The 16,103-nt window shown below is 71.9% G+C and carries 18 protein-coding genes; 13 read left to right on the top strand and 5 right to left on the bottom strand.

Annotation, left to right across the window (positions count from 1 at the left end):
• Positions 1-376: 376 nt before the first annotated feature.
• The 4 genes from ACQP00_RS50830 (at position 377) to ACQP00_RS50815 (ending at position 3,406) form a co-directional block, all read left to right on the top strand.
• Positions 377-538 carry a carboxymuconolactone decarboxylase family protein gene (locus ACQP00_RS50830; RefSeq protein ID WP_433211605.1) on the top strand — a complete coding sequence of 54 codons (162 nt, stop codon included), beginning with the start codon at positions 377-379 and terminating at the stop codon, positions 536-538.
• 55 nt (positions 539-593) lie between these two features.
• A complete protein-coding gene (locus ACQP00_RS50825; RefSeq protein WP_433211602.1) occupies positions 594-1,562 on the top strand; it encodes an aldo/keto reductase in 969 nt (322 codons plus the stop codon).
• Positions 1,563-1,624: 62 nt separating this feature from the next.
• The gene (locus ACQP00_RS50820) at positions 1,625-2,512 is read left to right on the top strand and encodes a helix-turn-helix transcriptional regulator (RefSeq protein WP_433211599.1); all 888 of its coding nucleotides are present in this window, start codon (positions 1,625-1,627) and stop codon (positions 2,510-2,512) included.
• Between the two features lie 132 nt (positions 2,513-2,644).
• A complete protein-coding gene (locus ACQP00_RS50815; protein WP_433211596.1) occupies positions 2,645-3,406 on the top strand; it encodes an SDR family NAD(P)-dependent oxidoreductase in 762 nt (253 codons plus the stop codon).
• A 67-nt stretch (positions 3,407-3,473) separates the two neighbouring features.
• Here ACQP00_RS50815 and ACQP00_RS50810 read toward each other — a convergent pair whose 3' ends face one another.
• Positions 3,474-4,955, bottom strand: coding sequence for an RICIN domain-containing protein (locus ACQP00_RS50810; protein ID WP_433224321.1), 1,482 nt, complete (start codon positions 4,953-4,955; stop codon positions 3,474-3,476).
• Between the two features lie 36 nt (positions 4,956-4,991).
• A complete protein-coding gene (locus tag ACQP00_RS50805; RefSeq protein ID WP_433211593.1) occupies positions 4,992-5,840 on the bottom strand; it encodes a sigma-70 family RNA polymerase sigma factor in 849 nt (282 codons plus the stop codon).
• Between the two features lie 106 nt (positions 5,841-5,946).
• On the opposite strand from ACQP00_RS50805, the gene ACQP00_RS50800 reads away from it, so the two are divergent.
• A complete protein-coding gene (locus ACQP00_RS50800; protein ID WP_433211590.1) occupies positions 5,947-6,405 on the top strand; it encodes a carboxymuconolactone decarboxylase family protein in 459 nt (152 codons plus the stop codon).
• A 3-nt stretch (positions 6,406-6,408) separates the two neighbouring features.
• Here the strand turns inward: ACQP00_RS50800 and ACQP00_RS50795 are convergent, their stop codons facing one another.
• Positions 6,409-7,353 (bottom strand): STM4015 family protein, encoded by a 945-nt coding sequence (locus ACQP00_RS50795; protein ID WP_433211587.1) that lies wholly within the window; start codon positions 7,351-7,353, stop codon positions 6,409-6,411.
• A gap of 97 nt (positions 7,354-7,450) precedes the next feature.
• Between ACQP00_RS50795 and ACQP00_RS50790 the strand changes: the two genes are divergently transcribed.
• Positions 7,451-7,831: a hypothetical protein gene (locus ACQP00_RS50790; protein WP_433211584.1), complete on the top strand. Its 381-nt coding sequence runs from the start codon at positions 7,451-7,453 to the stop codon at positions 7,829-7,831.
• On the opposite strand, the gene ACQP00_RS50785 is transcribed toward ACQP00_RS50790, so the two are convergent.
• The gene (locus tag ACQP00_RS50785) at positions 7,754-8,437 is read right to left on the bottom strand and encodes a class I SAM-dependent DNA methyltransferase (protein WP_433211581.1); all 684 of its coding nucleotides are present in this window, start codon (positions 8,435-8,437) and stop codon (positions 7,754-7,756) included. The genes ACQP00_RS50790 and ACQP00_RS50785 overlap by 78 nt on opposite strands.
• A gap of 239 nt (positions 8,438-8,676) precedes the next feature.
• Here ACQP00_RS50785 and ACQP00_RS50780 point away from each other — a divergent pair, with 239 nt between their 5' ends.
• The 7 genes from ACQP00_RS50780 to ACQP00_RS50750 all read left to right on the top strand — a co-directional run bounded on the left by ACQP00_RS50780 (position 8,677) and on the right by ACQP00_RS50750 (position 15,465).
• On the top strand, positions 8,677-9,195 hold the full coding sequence (locus ACQP00_RS50780) for a hypothetical protein (protein WP_433211578.1): 519 nt from the start codon (positions 8,677-8,679) through the stop codon (positions 9,193-9,195).
• Positions 9,196-9,292: 97 nt separating this feature from the next.
• Positions 9,293-11,338 (top strand): helix-turn-helix domain-containing protein, encoded by a 2,046-nt coding sequence (locus tag ACQP00_RS50775; RefSeq protein WP_433211575.1) that lies wholly within the window; start codon positions 9,293-9,295, stop codon positions 11,336-11,338.
• A 26-nt stretch (positions 11,339-11,364) separates the two neighbouring features.
• Positions 11,365-12,408, top strand: a complete 1,044-nt coding sequence (locus tag ACQP00_RS50770) for a suppressor of fused domain protein (protein ID WP_433211572.1) — start codon at positions 11,365-11,367, stop codon at positions 12,406-12,408.
• 54 nt (positions 12,409-12,462) lie between these two features.
• Positions 12,463-13,452 (top strand): L-glyceraldehyde 3-phosphate reductase, encoded by a 990-nt coding sequence (gene mgrA / locus ACQP00_RS50765; protein WP_433224319.1) that lies wholly within the window; start codon positions 12,463-12,465, stop codon positions 13,450-13,452.
• A 104-nt stretch (positions 13,453-13,556) separates the two neighbouring features.
• Positions 13,557-13,898 carry a YciI family protein gene (locus ACQP00_RS50760; protein WP_433211569.1) on the top strand — a complete coding sequence of 114 codons (342 nt, stop codon included), beginning with the start codon at positions 13,557-13,559 and terminating at the stop codon, positions 13,896-13,898.
• Positions 13,895-15,097 (top strand): RNA polymerase sigma factor, encoded by a 1,203-nt coding sequence (locus tag ACQP00_RS50755; RefSeq protein ID WP_433211566.1) that lies wholly within the window; start codon positions 13,895-13,897, stop codon positions 15,095-15,097. The genes ACQP00_RS50760 and ACQP00_RS50755 overlap by 4 nt, the downstream gene beginning before the upstream one ends.
• 41 nt (positions 15,098-15,138) lie before the next feature.
• A complete protein-coding gene (locus ACQP00_RS50750; RefSeq protein WP_433053123.1) occupies positions 15,139-15,465 on the top strand; it encodes a DUF5808 domain-containing protein in 327 nt (108 codons plus the stop codon).
• A gap of 175 nt (positions 15,466-15,640) precedes the next feature.
• Here ACQP00_RS50750 and ACQP00_RS50745 read toward each other — a convergent pair whose 3' ends face one another.
• Positions 15,641-16,063 (bottom strand): ester cyclase, encoded by a 423-nt coding sequence (locus tag ACQP00_RS50745; protein WP_433211563.1) that lies wholly within the window; start codon positions 16,061-16,063, stop codon positions 15,641-15,643.
• Positions 16,064-16,103: the final 40 nt, after the last annotated feature.

Here is a 16,103-nt window from a genome sequence, read left to right as displayed (position 1 = left end):
CGCTTGGTCCACTGTTCCGAAAAGCGATCCGACGAGTCACGGCCGGTCGATGGCATCTGACCGCTGTGGATTTCGGGCTGCTGAAGACCGATCACGGTGGGGCGGCAGACGCGGTTCGATCTCAGTGGCGGGGCCTGGCTTCGTACTGGCCGGAGGCGTGCACGGCGTTGCCCCCGGTTGGCTCCGATCCGGCAGGGCTCACGATCCGTTCAGCCGATGCCGATCCCGCTGGTGGGGTCACCGAGCCCGACGGCTACCGCCTCGGCCAGTCGTCGTTGCCCGACGCACGTTCCACGCACGCGGCACCCTCGCACCCGACCGCGTCGCCGCCGGGCTGGCCGCCGCCGCCCTGGTTGCCGGGGGAGACGCCGAGCAGTTGCGCTTCCACCTCGTCCGGGCCAAAGAGAGCCGGGCCAGAGAGAACGGCCTGACCGAGAGCGAACTGATCGAGTCCATCACCCATCTGGCGTTCTACACCGGCTGGCCGAAGGCGATGACGTCGATCACCGTCGCCCGGCAGGTCTTTGCGGGGCCATGATGACAAGGGCGCGGCTCGTTGCGCGCCGGCGGTCGAGCGGAGAGGGCGGTGCGGGGTGCGGTACACACGGCTGGGCGAAACGGGTCTGCGGGTCAGCCGCATCGGTCTCGGCTGCATGAGCTACGGCGTGGCCGCGGCCGGCATGCACCAGTGGACGTTGGACGAGGACGCCGCGGCCGTGTTCTTCCGGCAGGCGGTGGAGCTCGGCGTCACGTTCTGGGACACCGCGAACGTGTACCAGGCCGGCACCTCCGAGGAGTTCGTCGGCCGGGCGATCACCAGGTTCGCCCGGCGGGAGGACATCGTGCTCGCCACGAAGGTCAGCGGGAAGATGCACGACGGCCCGGGCGGCAGTGGCCTGTCCCGCAAGGCAATTCTCGAGCAGGTCGACGCCTCCCTGCGGCGGCTGGGCACCGACTACATCGATGTCTACTACATCCACCGCTTCGACCCCGACACCCCGGTCGAGGAGACCGTGGCGACACTGCATTCGCTGGTACTGGCGGGCAAGGTCCGCTATCTGGGCGCGTCATCGATGTGGGCGTGGCAGTTCGCGAAGTTGCAGCACGTGGCGGCGCTTGGCGGGTGGACGTCGTTCGTGGCGATGCAGGACCAGTACAACGTCCTCAAGCGGGAGGAGGAGCGGGACATGATCCCGATGTGCCTGGACCAGGGCGTCGGGCTGACCCCGTACTCCCCGCTGGCGAAAGGCCGGGCCGCCCGGCCCTGGGGCGAGCAGACCGCACGGTCGTCCTCCGACACCGTGGCCCAGGCGTTCGACCGGGACACGGACCGGCCCGTGGTCGACGCGATCCAGGCGGTGGCCGAGTCCCGCGCGGTTCCGATGGCTCAGGTCGCGCTCGCGTGGGTGCTGTCCAAGCCCGTGGTCTCGGCTCCGATCGTGGGTGCGACGAAGCCGCACCACCTCGCGGACGCGGTCACCGCCCTGGAGCTGACCTTGACCGACTCGGAGCTCGACGAGCTCGAGCGGGCGTACTCGCCGCAGGACAACTTCTGGTGGTGACCCTCGACCGGGGTACTGGCAGAACCTCCCAGACCGGTCCGCACGGTCGTAGCGTCGAGGGTGTGGACAGCCGAGCCGAGATCCGTGACTTTCTCACCACGCGCCGGGCCAAGGTCACCCCGGAGCTGGCGGGCCTGCCCAACTACGGTGGGCGCCGCCGGGTCAGCGGGTTGCGCCGGGAGGAGGTGGCGCTGCTGGCCGGGGTGAGCGTCGACTATTACACGCGCCTGGAGCGGGGCAACCTCACCGGCGTCTCCGACGGTGTCCTGGAGGCTCTGGTACGGGCATTGCAGCTCGACGACGCCGAACGTGCTCACCTGTTCGACCTGGCCCGCGCGGCGAACACCACCGCGGCGACCGCTCGCGGGCGGCGGCGTCCGACGTCGCAGCTGCGGCCGGTGGTGCAGCGGCTGCTCGACGCGATGACGATGGCCCCCGCGTACGTGCGCAACGGCCGCCTCGACGTGCTCGGCGCCAACCCGCTCGGCCGGGCTGTGTTCGCACCGCTGTTCGACACCGCGGCGGCCACGCCCAACATCGCCCGGTTCATCTTCCTGCACCCGGCCAGCCAGGAGTTCTACCGCGACTGGGAGAACCTCGCCGGCGACACGGTGGCACTGCTGCGCGCGGAGGCCGGCCGCGACCCGTACGACCGGGCGTTGACCGACCTGATCGGCGAGCTCTCCACCCGCAGCGACGTGTTCCGCACCTGGTGGGCCGTGCACAACGTGCGGCTGCACCGGTCCGGCGTCAAGCACCTGCACCACCCGGAGGTCGGCGACCTCACGCTGGCCTACGAGTCCCTGGACCTGACCACCGACGTCGGGCTGCGGCTCAACGCCTACACCGCCGAACCCGGCTCTCCCTCCCAGGACGCCCTCGACCTCCTCGCCAGCTGGACCGCGGCGCCGCACGAGCGGCCCGTCGCCCGGCCGATTCCGGAAGCCTGAGGAACCCGGTCGTGGGCACCAAGCCCGGCCTCAGGCCGAGACCTGGCTGCGGGAGATCGGCCTGCGCTGAGCCCGGCCGGGCGCCCTGACCGCGTCGTCTGGCGACACGGTGGTGAGGAGGAGACTGAGCGCATGGGAACTCTTGATGGGACCGTCGCGCTGATCACCGGCGCGTCCAGCGGGATCGGCGAGGCGGCCGCCGAGGCGTTGGCCGAGCGGGGCGCGGCCGTCGCCCTGGCCGCGCGGCGCGGCGATCGGCTCAACGAGCTGGCGGAGCGGATTCGCAAGAACAACGGGCAGGCGCTGGTCATCGAGGCCGACATCACCGACCGCGAGCAGGCCGAGGGTGTGGTGCGCAAGACCGTCGAGGAGCTCGGGCGGCTCGACACGCTCGTCAACAACGCGGGGGTGATGCTGCTCGGGCCGGTGGTCGACGCGCCGGTCGAGGAGTGGGAGCGGATGGTCTCGATCAACGTCATGGGCCTGCTGTACTGCGCCCACGCCGCCCTCCCGCACCTGCTCGCCGCGGCCGGGTCCGATCCACGCCGGGTCGCCGACATGGTGAATATCAGCTCGGTCGCGGGGCGGGTCGCGCGCAGTGGGAGTGGCGTGTACAACGCGACCAAGCACGGGGTCGGGGCGTTCAGCGAGGCCCTGCGCCAGGAGGTCACCGGGCGGTTCGTGCGGATCTCGCTGGTCGAGCCGGGCGCCGTCGCCACCGAGCTGGCCGGGCACAACCGGCCGGAGGTCCGCGAGACGATCCAGCAGCGGTTCGAGGGCGTCGAGCGGCTGCAGGCGCCGGACATCGCCGACGCGATCGCCTACATCGTGACCCGCCCCCGGCACGTGGCGATCAACGAGCTGCTGGTCCGGCCCACGCAGCAACTGGGCTGACCCGAAGCGTCAGGCACCGGCCCGGGCCACCGCGGAGGCGGCGGCCCGGGCCCCGTCAAGCAACAGCTCAAGCCGCGACGAACGGGAACCGCTGCGGGGCCAGGCCGTTGCAGTCCCACAGTTGCAGGCGCGTCCCGTTGGCGGTGTTCCCGCCGGGCGCGTCCAGGCATCGCCCGGAGTTCGGATTGAACAAGGATCCGTCGGTACGGCGCAGCCACTGTTGAGCCGGCCCGCCGTTGCAGTCCCAGATCTGCAGCGGGGTGCCGTTCGCCGTGGCCGCACCCGGCACGTCCAGGCAGCGGCCGCGCGCCTCGATGGAGCCGTCGGGGCGCAGGGTCCACCGTTGTACGGGCGCGTCGTTGCACTGCCAGGCCTGTACCGCTGCGGCATTGGCGTTTCCACCGGCGGCGACGTCCACGCAGGCGCTGCCGTTGGCGAACCGGCCGGGCCGCGTGGTCGTGGGCGGCAGGAGGCCGGAATCCCAGCTCGCGTGGCAGCCGGAACCGGTGTCGTCGGTGGTCACCTGCAGCACGCCGGTGCCGTCGACGGTCGGCACGAGCACCGGGCTGTAGTTCGGGCACACCTCCGAGCGGGCGCCCGGAACGGCGACCGGGGTGGCGGTCGCGTACCAGCTCCGTCCATTGTCGACGGACGTGAACATGGCGCGGCCGTTGACCGCCGAGTCGGTGCCGTCGGCGTTGCGCACCCGTTGGCCGATCAGCAGGACGCGCCCGGTCGCGGTGGTCGCGAGCGTCGGGGTCGCGGTGAGGTACCGCCCGTCGCCCGCCGTCACCACCGGGTCGAGCCGGGCCGGGTCGCCCCACGTGGTGCCGTCGGTCGAGGTGCGGGAGCGAACCGCGCAGTCGTACTGCCCGCCGAACCCGCACACCTCGTAGGCGAGCAGCCACCGGCCGTCCGCGAGCCGTTCGACGGCCGGCATGCCGGGGCGGTGGCCGGGCTGCGGACCGGTCACGATCGGCGTGCGGGCCGACCAGGTCACGCCGTCGGTCGAGATCGACTGCACCAGGACCTGGCTCCGCCCGGGCCGGCTCTCGTCGGCGAACAGCGCGACGAGGCGCCCGGCCGCATCGACGTACAACTCCGGCTCCCACAGGCCGCCGAAGTTCTCGCTGCGCGCAACGGTCGCGAGGAACCGCCAGCTGCGTCCGGTGTCGGTGCTGGCCCACAGGCGGATCGTCATGCGCCGCCCGCTGCCGCCGTCCTGGCCGACGGCGCCGGCCCACAGCAGCGTGCCCGCGCTCAGTCCGCCCACCGGCTGGGGCAGCTGGAACAGGGTCGTGCAGCAGAGGCCGGCGCGGGCGTCGGGGTCGGCGACGGTACCGACGCGCTGGAAGCCACTCGAATCGCTGGTGCTCTCGTAGATCGCGCCGACGGGTCCGCCGGCCGGGAACTGGGTCATGGATGCGATGACGCGCCCGTCCGCCAGCCGGATCGCGCGCGGATACATGGCCGTGCCGGCGTCCACCGGCTTGGCGACGGCCGGGGTCGCGACGAGGAGGGTTGCGACGGTGGCGGCCGCCGCGAGCATGCTCTTCACTCTGGCAGGCTGAACGGATTCGCCCGATCAATCCATGGTTTTCGAAATCTCGCCGATGTCGGAGGGATCGGCGATGGCGTCGATGGCGGTGATCCGGCCGCCGACGATGGTGAACGTCATGGCGATGCGCGGCCGGCCGCCGACCATCACCAGCGCGCCGGGCCCGCTGAGCAGCTCGGCCACCCGGGCGGCCTGGGCGCGACCGTTGAAGAAGCCGGCCACCACCTCGGCCCCGCGCACCTCGCCGTGGCCGCTCATCCGCGCGGCGGTCTCGTCGGCGCGCATGACGACGTCCGGATCGAGCAGCCGCAGGAGGGTGCCGAGGTCGCCGCCCCGCGACGCGGCCAGGAACGCCTCCACGATCTCGCGGCGGCGCTGGGCGTCGTCGTGCGGCACCGGCCCGTCCTGGACCCGCCGGCGGGCCCGGCTGGCCAGCTGGCGGGCGGCGGCCGGGGTGCGGCCGACCACGACCGCGATGTCCTCGAACGACACCGCGAACATGTCGTGCAGGACGAACGCCAGCCGCTCGGTCGGGCTCAGCGTCTCCAGCACCACGAGCAGCGCCAGCCCGACCGAGTCGGCCAGGACCGCCTCCTGCTCGGGATCGGCGCCGCCGACCGGTTCGACGGGCGGGAGCGGGTCCTCGCGGCGGCTGGTACGGGTGCGCAGCATGTCCAGGCAGATCCGCCCCACCACCGTGGTCAGCCAGGCCCCGAGGTTGTCCACCCCGGCCGCGTCCGCGCGGTTGAGCCGCAGCCAGGCCTCCTGCACCGCGTCCTCGGCCTCGCTGGCCGAACCGAGCATGCGCTGGGCCACCGCGCGCAGCCGGGGCCGCTGGGCCTCGAACTGCTCGGTCAACAACTCGTCGCCGCTCACTAGATACCCCCCATTTGTGGTCTACGCCACTTTTGTCACAAGTCGGCAAAGCGTTCCGTCGTACCCGCGACGAAGCAAACCGCTCCGATGTGACAGGAGACGAACCATGCAGGCTCGAATCGACAATCCCGCCGCGCTGCTGCCGGACGTGCCGAAGGCGGTCAACCTGCTGTACAAGGCGGCCCATTCGGCGGGCGTGCCGCAGACCGTCCTGGAGCTCGTGCACCTGCGCGCGAGCCAGATCAACGGCTGCAGCGCGTGCGTCGACTCCGGCGCGCGCTCGATGCGCAAGGCCGGCGAGACCGACGAGCGGCTGTTCGCCGTCGCCGCCTGGCGCGAGACGCCGTACTTCACCGACGCCGAGCGCGCCGCCCTCGCCCTCGCCGAGTCCGCGACCCGCCTGGCCGACAAGGGCGACGCCGTGCCGGACGAGATCTGGAACGCGGCCGCCGAGCACTTCGGCGACAAGGAGCTGTCGGCGATCGTGCTCTGGATCGCCACCACCAACTTCTTCAACCGGATCAACGCGACGACCAGGACGCAGGCCCCGCAGAACTGGGGCTGAGTGCTACTCGGACACCGCCGTGTACCGGCCCCACTGCGTCTCCTCCTGCTGATCCGCGACGTCCACGTCGACCCCGGGCAGCTCCGCGACGATCCGCGCGGCGAACTCGGGCGACAGGAAGTTGTGCCGCAGGTCGAGCCGCCGCAGATGGGTCAGCGGCTGCCCGGCCAGCAGGGCCTCGGCCCCCGCGTCGTCGAGCACGCCCATGGAGAGATCCAGCTCCGTGAGCCGCCCGACGACCGGGGCCCCGGCCAGCGCCGCGGCGATCCGCTCGGCGATCTCCGAGTTGCACAGCCCCAGCCGCCGCAGCGCCGGGAACGGGTTGTTGTTGAGCAGCGGCTCCAGGTCGCGCACGGTCGCGTCGCCGCCGTAGTTGGCCACCCCGAGCCAGAACTCGAGGTGCTCCAGCGCCGGGAAGTCGCTGCCGAGCACGCCCCGCACGACCCCGGCGGGCAGGCCGCCGGACTCGAACACCAGCTCCCGCAGCCGCTCGTGCCGGGTCGGCCGCAGCTCCAGGTTCTCGGCCCCGCGCACGCGCAGGACGCGCAGCTTCGGGTACGCCTCCAGCAGCGGCGTGATGTCCCGCTGCCGGATCCAGGAGATCTCGCACTCCTCCGCCTCGATGTCGCCGAGGAACAGCGCCTCGAGATTCGGCAGCCGGTGCGCGACCTCGCACAGCTTGGCGACGGGCGCGTCGGCGAACGCCGCGTACCCCCACGACCCGAGCACGAGCGCGTGCACGGCCTCGGTGTCGATCCCGTCGAGCAGCTCGTCGAGCGCCTCGTGGTACGGCTCGTAGGGCCCGTACTCGGGCCGGCTCGGATAATCCTCGTCCCAGTACGCGAACCGCCAGGCGACCGGGCCCTCGACCGGCGGCAGCGGCTCGCCCAACTCCAGCTCGACCACCGGCCGCCCGGCGAACGTCTTGGTGTTCTCGGGGAACGTCACCGGCCGAACCTAACAGCGCCGGGGATGACATCCGTCATGGCGCGGCGATGACGGCGGGCAGGAGTCCGCAAGCCCTCCCGGCCATAGCTTTTCAGTCATGACCGAGAAGAACATGAACCGGACCCTCGCCGCCGTACTCGCCATCGCCGCGCTGCACGTGCTCGCCATCGGGGTGACGCTCGTGGCCCTCGGCTCCGCCGGCATCGGCGCGATCGTGCCGCATCTCGTGCTCGCCGTGCTGCTGCCCATTCGCGCCCTGAAGCTGCGCGGCGGGCGGCCCAAGGCGCGCCGCATTCTCACGCTCGTGCTGGCCATTCAGGTCGTGGCGCACGTGACGCTGCCGAGCGTGATCGCGCAGATGCCCGGGTACGCCGCGCCGATCATCGCGCTGCAGGCGCTCTCACTGGTCTGCGAGCTCGCCGCGATCGTCTTCCTCTGGGCGCCGAGCCGTCGCGAGCAGGTGGCCCTGGGGCGTTAGTTCGCCCTCGCGGGGAGGCCGCACCTCCTCGTGGTGCACGTCGAACCCGGCGGCATCGAGCAGCCCGACGAGCTCGTCGGGCTGCTGGCGGTACCAGGTCGCGTCGAGTTCCAGGCCGTCGTGGGACGAGCGGTGCTTGAAGTCGGAGCCCACCTGGTACACCAGCATCAACACGCCGCCGGGGCGCAGGACGCGACGGAACTCGGCGAACACGAGCGGGCGCAGCTCCCACGGCACGTGGATGAACGAGTAGCAGGAGAGCAGGCCGGCGAGTGAGCCGCCGGCGATGTCGAGCGCGAGCATCGAGCCGATGTCGAAACGCAGGTGCGGGTGGGTCGTGCGGGCCAGCGCGACCATCGCGGGCGACAGGTCCACCCCAAAGACGTCCAGCCCCATCTCGTACAGCAACCCCGTGACGCCTCCGGGGCCGCAGCCGACGTCGGCGACGGGGCCGGGATCGCGCAGTACCGCCGAAGCGAACAGTTCCAAGTGCGCCCGATCGCTGAGATCCGAGCTGACGATGTGCAGATGGTTGACGGACAGCGCGTCGTAGGTGCGGGCGGTGCCGGCTTCGAAGGCGAGATCCGGGGGCGCGTTGTCGGGCATCCCGACACCGTGCCCGAGCGGGCCGGCGAGGGCAAGGCGGCGGTGCGACCAAGCTCACAGCGCTGCGTCAATAGGCCGTCACCCGTACGGCGCTACCGAGCAGATGTTGCACAACGCGAATACGCTCGCGGCTGCTAGAGTCCGGCGTCCGCTCGCCCCTGGGAGCCCGGAAAGCCCGCGGGGCAACGCCGAGCGTGACGCCTCCCACACATCGTGCACACATTGAGGAGACCCCCACTGTGCGACGGCTCTTGACCGCGGCGATCCTCGTCGCCCTCGTCGGCACCTCCGCGGCCTGCGGAAACTCCGACGACAGCTCCACCACCGCCACGTCCTCCACCGGTGCCGCCGCTCCCGCGGCGACGACCGCCTCGCCGACTCCCACGGTCGACGTCGCGGCCAACACCAAGGAGGTCTGCGGCAAGGCCGAGAAGATCATCACCGAGGACGCCGTCAAGCCGATCGGCGAGCAGATCGGCATCATGATCGCGGCCAAGCAGGCCAAGAACAAGACGGCCGAGACGGCCGCGGCGGCGAAGGCCAAGGAGCTCGCGGACGCGCTGGCCGAGAAGCTGCGCGCGCTGAAGAGCGAGGCGGCCGACCCGAAGCTGCAGGCGGCGCTGGACAAGGGCGCGGACGGCATCAAGCTGTTCGGCTCGCCGGAGTACCTGGCGAAGATCAACTCGCTGAACGACATGGACAAGCTGACCACCGACATCGACGCCGCCGGCAAGGACCTCGAAGCCATCTGCGGCTGACGCTGCGTCGTTCGATGCCCTGCTCTGCGTCATGGCGGAGCAGGGCATCGTTCGTCTTGCCACGCCGAAGTTGATGCGCTGTGGCAGGCTTCCGCACGTGGTAGATCCATCGGGTGTCTCCACCCTGGACGAGCTCTCGGGCCTCCTGCGCGACCTGCGTCGCCGGCAGGCGCGCCGGGTCTGCTCGTCCCCACTGACGTTCGCCGAGCTGGCCGCGCGCACCGGCTGGCCGCGCACGGCGATCGGCGCCTACTTCGACGGCCGCGCCCTGCCGCCCGCCGAGCGCCTGGACGCCCTGGTCCGCCTGCTGGGCGCCAGCCCCGCCGAGCGCGGCGCGTTCGCCTCGGCCCGCGAGCGCATCGAGACCCTGGAACCGCTCCTCCCGGTCGCCGCCGCCCACCCCGCCGACCGGCCCGGACTTCCGCCCGCGACCCCCGGTTTCGCCGGGCGCGCCGGGGTGATCGCCCGCCTCGACCGCCTGCTGTCCGACGCCCGCGCGGTGGTGCTGGCCGGGCCCGGCGGCGTCGGCAAGACCGCCCTGGCCGTCCACTATGGACATCGCATCGCCGACCGCTTCCCCGGCGGCGCCATCTTCCTGGACCTGCGCGGCTCCGACCCGGCGGGCCCGCCGCTGCCGCCCGCCGAGGCGCTGCGCATGCTGCTCGACGCCCTCGGGGTGGCGCCGGCCGATCTGCCGTTGGGCATGTCCGCTCGTACCGGACTGTTCCGCACCCTCACCGCCCGCCGCGGCGTGCTCCTGGTGCTCGACGACGCCGCCGACGCCGCGCAGGTCCGCCCGCTGCTGCCGGCGGCCGGCGACAGCGTCGCGCTCATCACCGGTCGCGCCGGCCCCGGCCGACTGTCCGAAGTGGACGGTGTGGCGACGGTGACGCTGGAGGCGCTCGACCGCACCGAGGCGCGGGCCGTGCTCGCCGCGCGCGTCGGGGCCGAGCGCACCGCGGCCGAGCCGGACGCCGTGGACCGCATCATCACCGCGTGCGGGCGGCTCCCGATGGCGCTCGCCGTGGTCTCGGCCCGGGTCGCGCTGCACCCGGAGCTGCGGCTGGCGGACGTGCCCGACGAGTCGGTCTTCGCCTGGTCGTACGACCTGCTCAGCCCGGCCGCCCAGCACCTGTTCCGCGGCTTCGGGGCGCATCCCGGCCCGTACGTGTCGGCGGCCGAGGCAGATGTCCTCATCGGACAGTCGAGTGTGGACGCGCTGACCGAGCTGAGCCGCGCGCAGCTCGTCACCGAGGTCCGGCCGGGCCGCTACGCGATGCACCCACTGCTGCGCGAACACGCGGCCGCGCGCACCACGGCGGCCGAGCGCGCGGCGATGCAGGACCGGCTGGTCAGCCAGGCCACAGAGTTCGCGGTGCTGGGGCTGGCGATGCGGCGGCGACGGTACCGTGACGCCTGGCGCATTGCCGACGCGCTCGACGCGCACCTGGACGCGGCCGGGCGCTGGGACGACCGCATCGCCGCTCAGGAGATCGCCATCCGCGCGGCCTCGCGGCTCGGCGACGCGGCGCTGCTCGCGCGGGCGCAGCGGGCCCAGTCGGCGGCGTACCTGCGCACCGGCCAGCACGAGGCCGCCCTGCGCCGGCTGCGGGAGGCGGCGGACTGCTTCCTGGCCCAGGGCGATCCCGCCGCGGCCGCGCACTGCCGGCAGGACCTCGCGGCGCTGCTCGAATCGATGGCCCGCTTCGCCGAGGCGATCGTGCACGACGAGCTCGCCCTGGCCCTGTTCCGCCGGGCCGGGGACCGCCACGGCCAGGCCGCCGCGCACGCGGCCGCCGCGTGGCACTACGCGCAGGCGGGTCGCGCGGCCGAAGCGGTCGCCCACGGCGAGGCCGCGCTGGCGCTGCACGCCGACCCGCACGAGGTGGCGGCCGCCCTGGCGCACCTCGGCCGGGTGCACGCCGCGCTGGGCGAACGCGAACGCTCACTCGATCGGTTGCGGGCGGCGCTCGAGCAGTACACCGAACTCGGCGACCGGCTGGACGAGGCCGACACCGCCACCCGGCTGGGCGACGCGCTGGATGGGGCCCCGGCCATCGGACTCTGGCGCCGGGCGCACGCCATCTACGAGCGCCTCGGGCACCCGGCGGCGGCCACGGTCGCGGCACGGCTGGGCATCTAGTTCATCGAACGGGTTTAATGCTCGACATGACCTCCGAAACGCCAGGTTGGGACGCCATCGACGCGGCGCTGGCGCAGCGCTATCCCGGCGTCGAGCCGCGGCACCTCGGCACGATCATCAAGTGGGCGCTCGGCGGCCCCGATCCGCTCGACGGCATCAGCTTCTATCCCCGCCTCGACCCGGTGCCGCACTGGCACGCGGTCACCTACGGGATGAGCGAGCTCTACGACAAGCGGTCCGACAACCCCGACGAGTCCGGCTGGGGCTTCGAGTTCACCTTCCGCATCCGCCGCGACCCGGCCGAGACCGAGCCGCCGATCTGGGCCGCGAACTTCCTGCAGAACCTCGCCCGGTACGTCTTCCAGACCGGCAACTGGTTCGAGCCCAACCACCACATGGACCTCAACGGCCCCATCGCACTGGACCGCGAGACGCTCATCCGGGCCGTCGTCTTCACCGAGGACCCGGAACTCGGCGCCATCGACACCCCCAACGGCGCGGTGCAGTTCCTGCAGGTCGTGGGCATCACGGCGGACGAGTACGCGGCGACCCAGGCCTGGAGCGTGGACGACTTCCTCAAGCTGCTCGCCCGGCGCATCCCGCTGCTCGTCACCGACCTCGACCGCGCCTCGCTCACCGACGACCCGGCCGTGGCCGAGACCGTCGACGAGGGCCGCCGCCTCGACGGCTCCTCCACCGCGACCCTCGCCCTGGCCGAGTTCGGCTGGCGCCCGGACGGCGACCTGGTCCGCCTGGTCATCGGGGCCCACGTCGCCCCGCGGGTGGCCGAGACGCTGGTCGGCCGCCTGCCGTTCGGCCGCACACTGCGCCTGGACGGGCCCGAGAGCAGCGTCGAGTTCGCCTCGGACAGCTTCTACATCGCCACCGAGGAGGGTTTCGAGAACCATCTCCGGATCGGCCTGACCGGCGAGGCCCTCGACGGCCTGCTCCAGGTGCTGGTACCCACGGCCGGCGTCCGCGCCGCCGCCGGCGCCGAGCCGATCGTGGTGGAGATCGTCCGCTCGGAGATCCGCGATGCTGAGGGCAACGTCGTCCGTACCATCGGCTAGCGGTCTTAGTGTGGGGTCGTGACCTATTCCGCAGACGGTTCGCGCTACGACCAGATGCAGTTCCGCCGGACCGGCCGCAGCGGCCTCAAGCTGCCCGCCGTCTCCCTCGGACTGTGGCACAACTTCGGCCACGACCGGCCGCTCGACGGGCACCGCGCGCTCGCCCGGCGCGCGTTCGACCTCGGCATCACCCACTTCGACCTGGCCAACAACTACGGCCCGCCGTACGGCTCGGCGGAGGAGAACTTCGGGCGCATCCTGGCCACCGACTTCCGCCCGTACCGCGACGAGCTCGTCATCTCCAGCAAGGCCGGCTACGACATGTGGCCGGGCCCCTACGGCGACCTCGGTTCGCGCAAATACCTCACCGCGAGCCTCGATCAAAGCCTCAAGCGCCTTGGCCTCGAGTACGTCGACATCTTCTACTCGCACCGCTTCGACCCCGACACGCCCCTCGAGGAGACAATGGGCGCCCTCGACGCGGCGGTGCGGGCCGGCAAGGCGCTGTACGTCGGCGTCTCCTCCTACTCCCCGGCCAAGACCGCCGAGGCGGCGCAGATCCTGCGGGAGCTCGGCACGCCGGCGCTGATCCACCAACCGTCGTACTCGATGCTCAACCGCTGGATCGAGGACGGCCTGCTCGACGTGCTCGACCGCGAGGGGATGGGCTGCATCGCGTTCTCGCCGCTCGCCCAGGGCATGCTTACCGACCGCTACCTCAACGGCGTGCCCTCCGGCTCGCGGGCCAGCGAGAACAGCTCGCTCTCGCCCGACTGGCTCACCGAGGAGAACCTGAGCAAGATCCGCGCCCTGCGGGACCTCGCCGCGGCCCGTGGGCAGAGCCTCGCCCAGATGGCGCTGGCCTGGACCCTGCGCGACTCCCGGGTCACCTCGACGCTGATCGGGGTGAGCAGCGTGGCCCAGCTCGAGGACAACGTGGCGGCGCTGGCCAACCTCGACTTCTCGGCGGAGGAGCTGGCCGCGATCGACAAGCACGCGACGGAGTCGGGCATCAACCTTTGGGCGAAGTCCAGCGCCCACTGAGCCCGCTCGCCCTCGCCACGCCGCGTTTTTTTGGCGGCGGTGTCGAATTCGGGGCGGTTCGGTTCGTATGGCCGGTGGAAGTTCGCTTCACGAGGAGGAAGACCATGAAGCAGTACCTGCTGGCGGTCATCGAGCCGAGCCAGGGCGAGCCGCCGCCGCCCGCCGAGATGCAGAAGATCATCGAGCGGGTCGAGGCGTACCAGCGCAGCGCCCAGGAGGCCGGGGTCTGGGTGTTCAGCGGTGGCCTGTTCCCGCCGGCCATCGCGACCACGCTGCGGCCCAAGGACGGCGAGGTGCTGGTCACCGACGGACCGTTCGTCGAGGGCAAGGAGCACCTGGGCGGCTTCACGATCATCCAGTGCGAGGACCTCGACGCCGCCCTCGAGTGGGGCCGCCGCTGCGCCGAGGCCACCACGCTGCCGGTCGAGGTGCGGCCCTTCCGATGAGGAGCGGGGCGGTCGAGCGGGTCTTCCGGGAGGAGTACGGCCGTGCCGTGTCCGTGCTGGTCCGCACCTTCGGCGACATCGACCTCGCCGAGGAGGCGGTGCAGGAGGCCTTCACCGCGGCGCTGCAGCGCTGGCCGGACGACGGCCCGCCGCCCAGCCCGGCCGGCTGGATCATCACGACCGCGCGCAACCACGCGATCGACCGCCTCCGCCGCGACGCCAAACGCGCCGAGAAGCACGCCGAGGCCGAGATGATCTATAACATCCCACCGGACGAGCCCGACGACCGCCTCCGCCTCATCTTCACCTGCTGCCACCCGGCGCTGGCCCGGCACGCCCAGGTGGCGCTCACGCTGCGCCTGCTCGGCGGCCTGACCACCCCCGAGATCGCCCGGGCCCTGCTGGTCCCGGAGCCGACCCTGGCCCAGCGCATCGTCCGCGCCAAGAACAAGATCCGCGACGCCGGCATCCCGTACCGCGTCCCGCGCGCCGCCGACCTCCCCGACCGCCTGACCGCCGTCCTGGCCGTCGTGTACCTGATCTTCAACGAGGGCTACGCGGCCAGCTCGGGCGCCCTCGTCCGCGACGACCTGTGCGCCGAGGCCATCCGCCTCGGCCGGATGCTGCGCCGCCTCATGCCGGACGAGCCGGAGGTCGCCGGCCTGCTGGCCCTCATGGTCTTGTCCGCCGCCCGCCGCCCGGCCCGCGTCGACCCCGAGGGCGCCCTGGTCCCCCTGCCGCTGCAGGACCGCACGCGCTGGGACCGCGACGCGATCGCCGAGGGCCACCGCCTGGTCCGCGAGTGCTTACGCCGCGCCAGCCCCGGCCCGTACCAGCTCCAAGCCGCCATCAACGCCGTCCACACCGACGCCGAGACCGCCGAGGCGACCGACTGGGTTCAGATCGTCCAGCTGTACGACCAGCTCATGGCCCTCTCACCCTCGCCCGTCGTGGCCCTGAACCGAGCCGTAGCCATCGCCGAGCTGGAAGGTCCGGCCGCCGGCCTGCGGTTGATCGAGCCCTTGCCGCTCCCCACGTACCACGTCTTCCACGCCGTCCGCGCCGACCTCCTACGCCGAGCCGGCCGCCCCGAAGAAGCCCGCGAAGCGTACAAAACGGCCGCCGAACTGACCGGCAACACGGCAGAACGCGATTATCTCCTCACCCAACGTGCGAACCTCCTACCCTCGCTCTCGTAGCAGCGCTCGACCATCTTGTCGGCGAGTGGGATGCTCGAAAGATGACCCATCCGGTGCTCGCCCAGTTGCTCGCGGTCGCGTTGATCGTCGCGGTCTGTGCGCTGGCCGTAGTCGTCATCCCGTTCAACCGCCGAGGCGCACCCATCAGCGTCCGCACCCGCCCGGGCCGCCGCGACGAAGAACGAGGCTGGTACGGCTTCATCTACGCCAACCCAGACGACCCGAACCTCTTCGTCCCCAAGCGCCTCGGCCTCGGCTGGACGATCAACTTCGGCCACCGCCGCGCCTGGCAAACCGTCTTCGGCCTCCTCGCCTTCATCGCCCTGAGCATCGCCATCGGCACCGTCGCCGGCCACCAGGGCCGCTGACCGCCGACTCAAGCGCAGCCACCTAGCCACCCTGATCTCTGCGTGCGGGGCCTGGCTGTTTGCGTGCCCCTAACCAACCCGGACGTCGGTGTGCGGGGTTATCTGCCCGCCCCAGGCCAACCTGAGCCCTGTGCGTGGGGGTTGTTTACCCTGCCCCCCGGCCCCCCGGCCCCCATCACCCCGCCGTCGGCCAATCCCACTCCAGCTGCAGAAACATCCCCAGCCGGTCGCTAACCCCCCGAATCTCCGAGATCCTCCCCTCCCGAACCGTAAAGATCCACATCTGCTCCACCTCAAACGACCGCCCCGTAGGCTCCGGCATCCGCGGATGAAACCCCGTATGCGTCCCCCGCGCGACCAGCCGCACCGCCACCGTCTCCCCCTCCGCGATCACCTGCTCCGGATACAACCCGCCCTCCCCGAACGCATCCAGCTGCTGCCGAAACCCCTCGAACGCCGCCCCCGGCGCGTCCTCCTCCCCAAAGATGATCTTGTTGTGATCGATCACGTCGGCCGCCATGTACTGATCCCAGTCGCCGACCCGCCGCTCATTGATCGCCTCGAAGAAACCGATCACGACCTGCTTGTTCGCATCCACCGCCGCCCCGCCCTTCTTACGTCGTAAGTTTGATGGGGCC

The sequence above is a fragment of the Dactylosporangium sp. CS-047395 genome (assembly GCF_050942185.1).
GTDB lineage: Bacteria > Actinomycetota > Actinomycetes > Mycobacteriales > Micromonosporaceae > Dactylosporangium.
The sequence above is the reverse complement of the archived record's forward strand: the minus strand, read 5'-3'. Positions and strand labels throughout refer to the sequence as shown.

Excerpts from the sequence above, each read along its gene's own strand:
- ACQP00_RS50755 (WP_433211566.1), top strand. The coding sequence starts at position 13,895 with ATGAGGAGCGGGGCGGTCGAGCGGGTCTTCCGGGAGGAGTACGGCCGT.
- ACQP00_RS50760 (WP_433211569.1), top strand. The coding sequence starts at position 13,557 with ATGAAGCAGTACCTGCTGGCGGTCATCGAGCCGAGCCAGGGCGAGCCG.
- ACQP00_RS50800 (WP_433211590.1), top strand. The coding sequence starts at position 5,947 with ATGCAGGCTCGAATCGACAATCCCGCCGCGCTGCTGCCGGACGTGCCG.
- ACQP00_RS50810 (WP_433224321.1), bottom strand. The coding sequence starts at position 4,955 with ATGCTCGCGGCGGCCGCCACCGTCGCAACCCTCCTCGTCGCGACCCCG.
- ACQP00_RS50770 (WP_433211572.1), top strand. The coding sequence starts at position 11,365 with ATGACCTCCGAAACGCCAGGTTGGGACGCCATCGACGCGGCGCTGGCG.
- mgrA (WP_433224319.1), top strand. The coding sequence starts at position 12,463 with ATGCAGTTCCGCCGGACCGGCCGCAGCGGCCTCAAGCTGCCCGCCGTC.
- ACQP00_RS50785 (WP_433211581.1), bottom strand. The coding sequence starts at position 8,437 with ATGCCCGACAACGCGCCCCCGGATCTCGCCTTCGAAGCCGGCACCGCC.
- ACQP00_RS50815 (WP_433211596.1), top strand. The coding sequence starts at position 2,645 with ATGGGAACTCTTGATGGGACCGTCGCGCTGATCACCGGCGCGTCCAGC.
- ACQP00_RS50750 (WP_433053123.1), top strand. The coding sequence starts at position 15,139 with ATGACCCATCCGGTGCTCGCCCAGTTGCTCGCGGTCGCGTTGATCGTC.
- ACQP00_RS50790 (WP_433211584.1), top strand. The coding sequence starts at position 7,451 with ATGACCGAGAAGAACATGAACCGGACCCTCGCCGCCGTACTCGCCATC.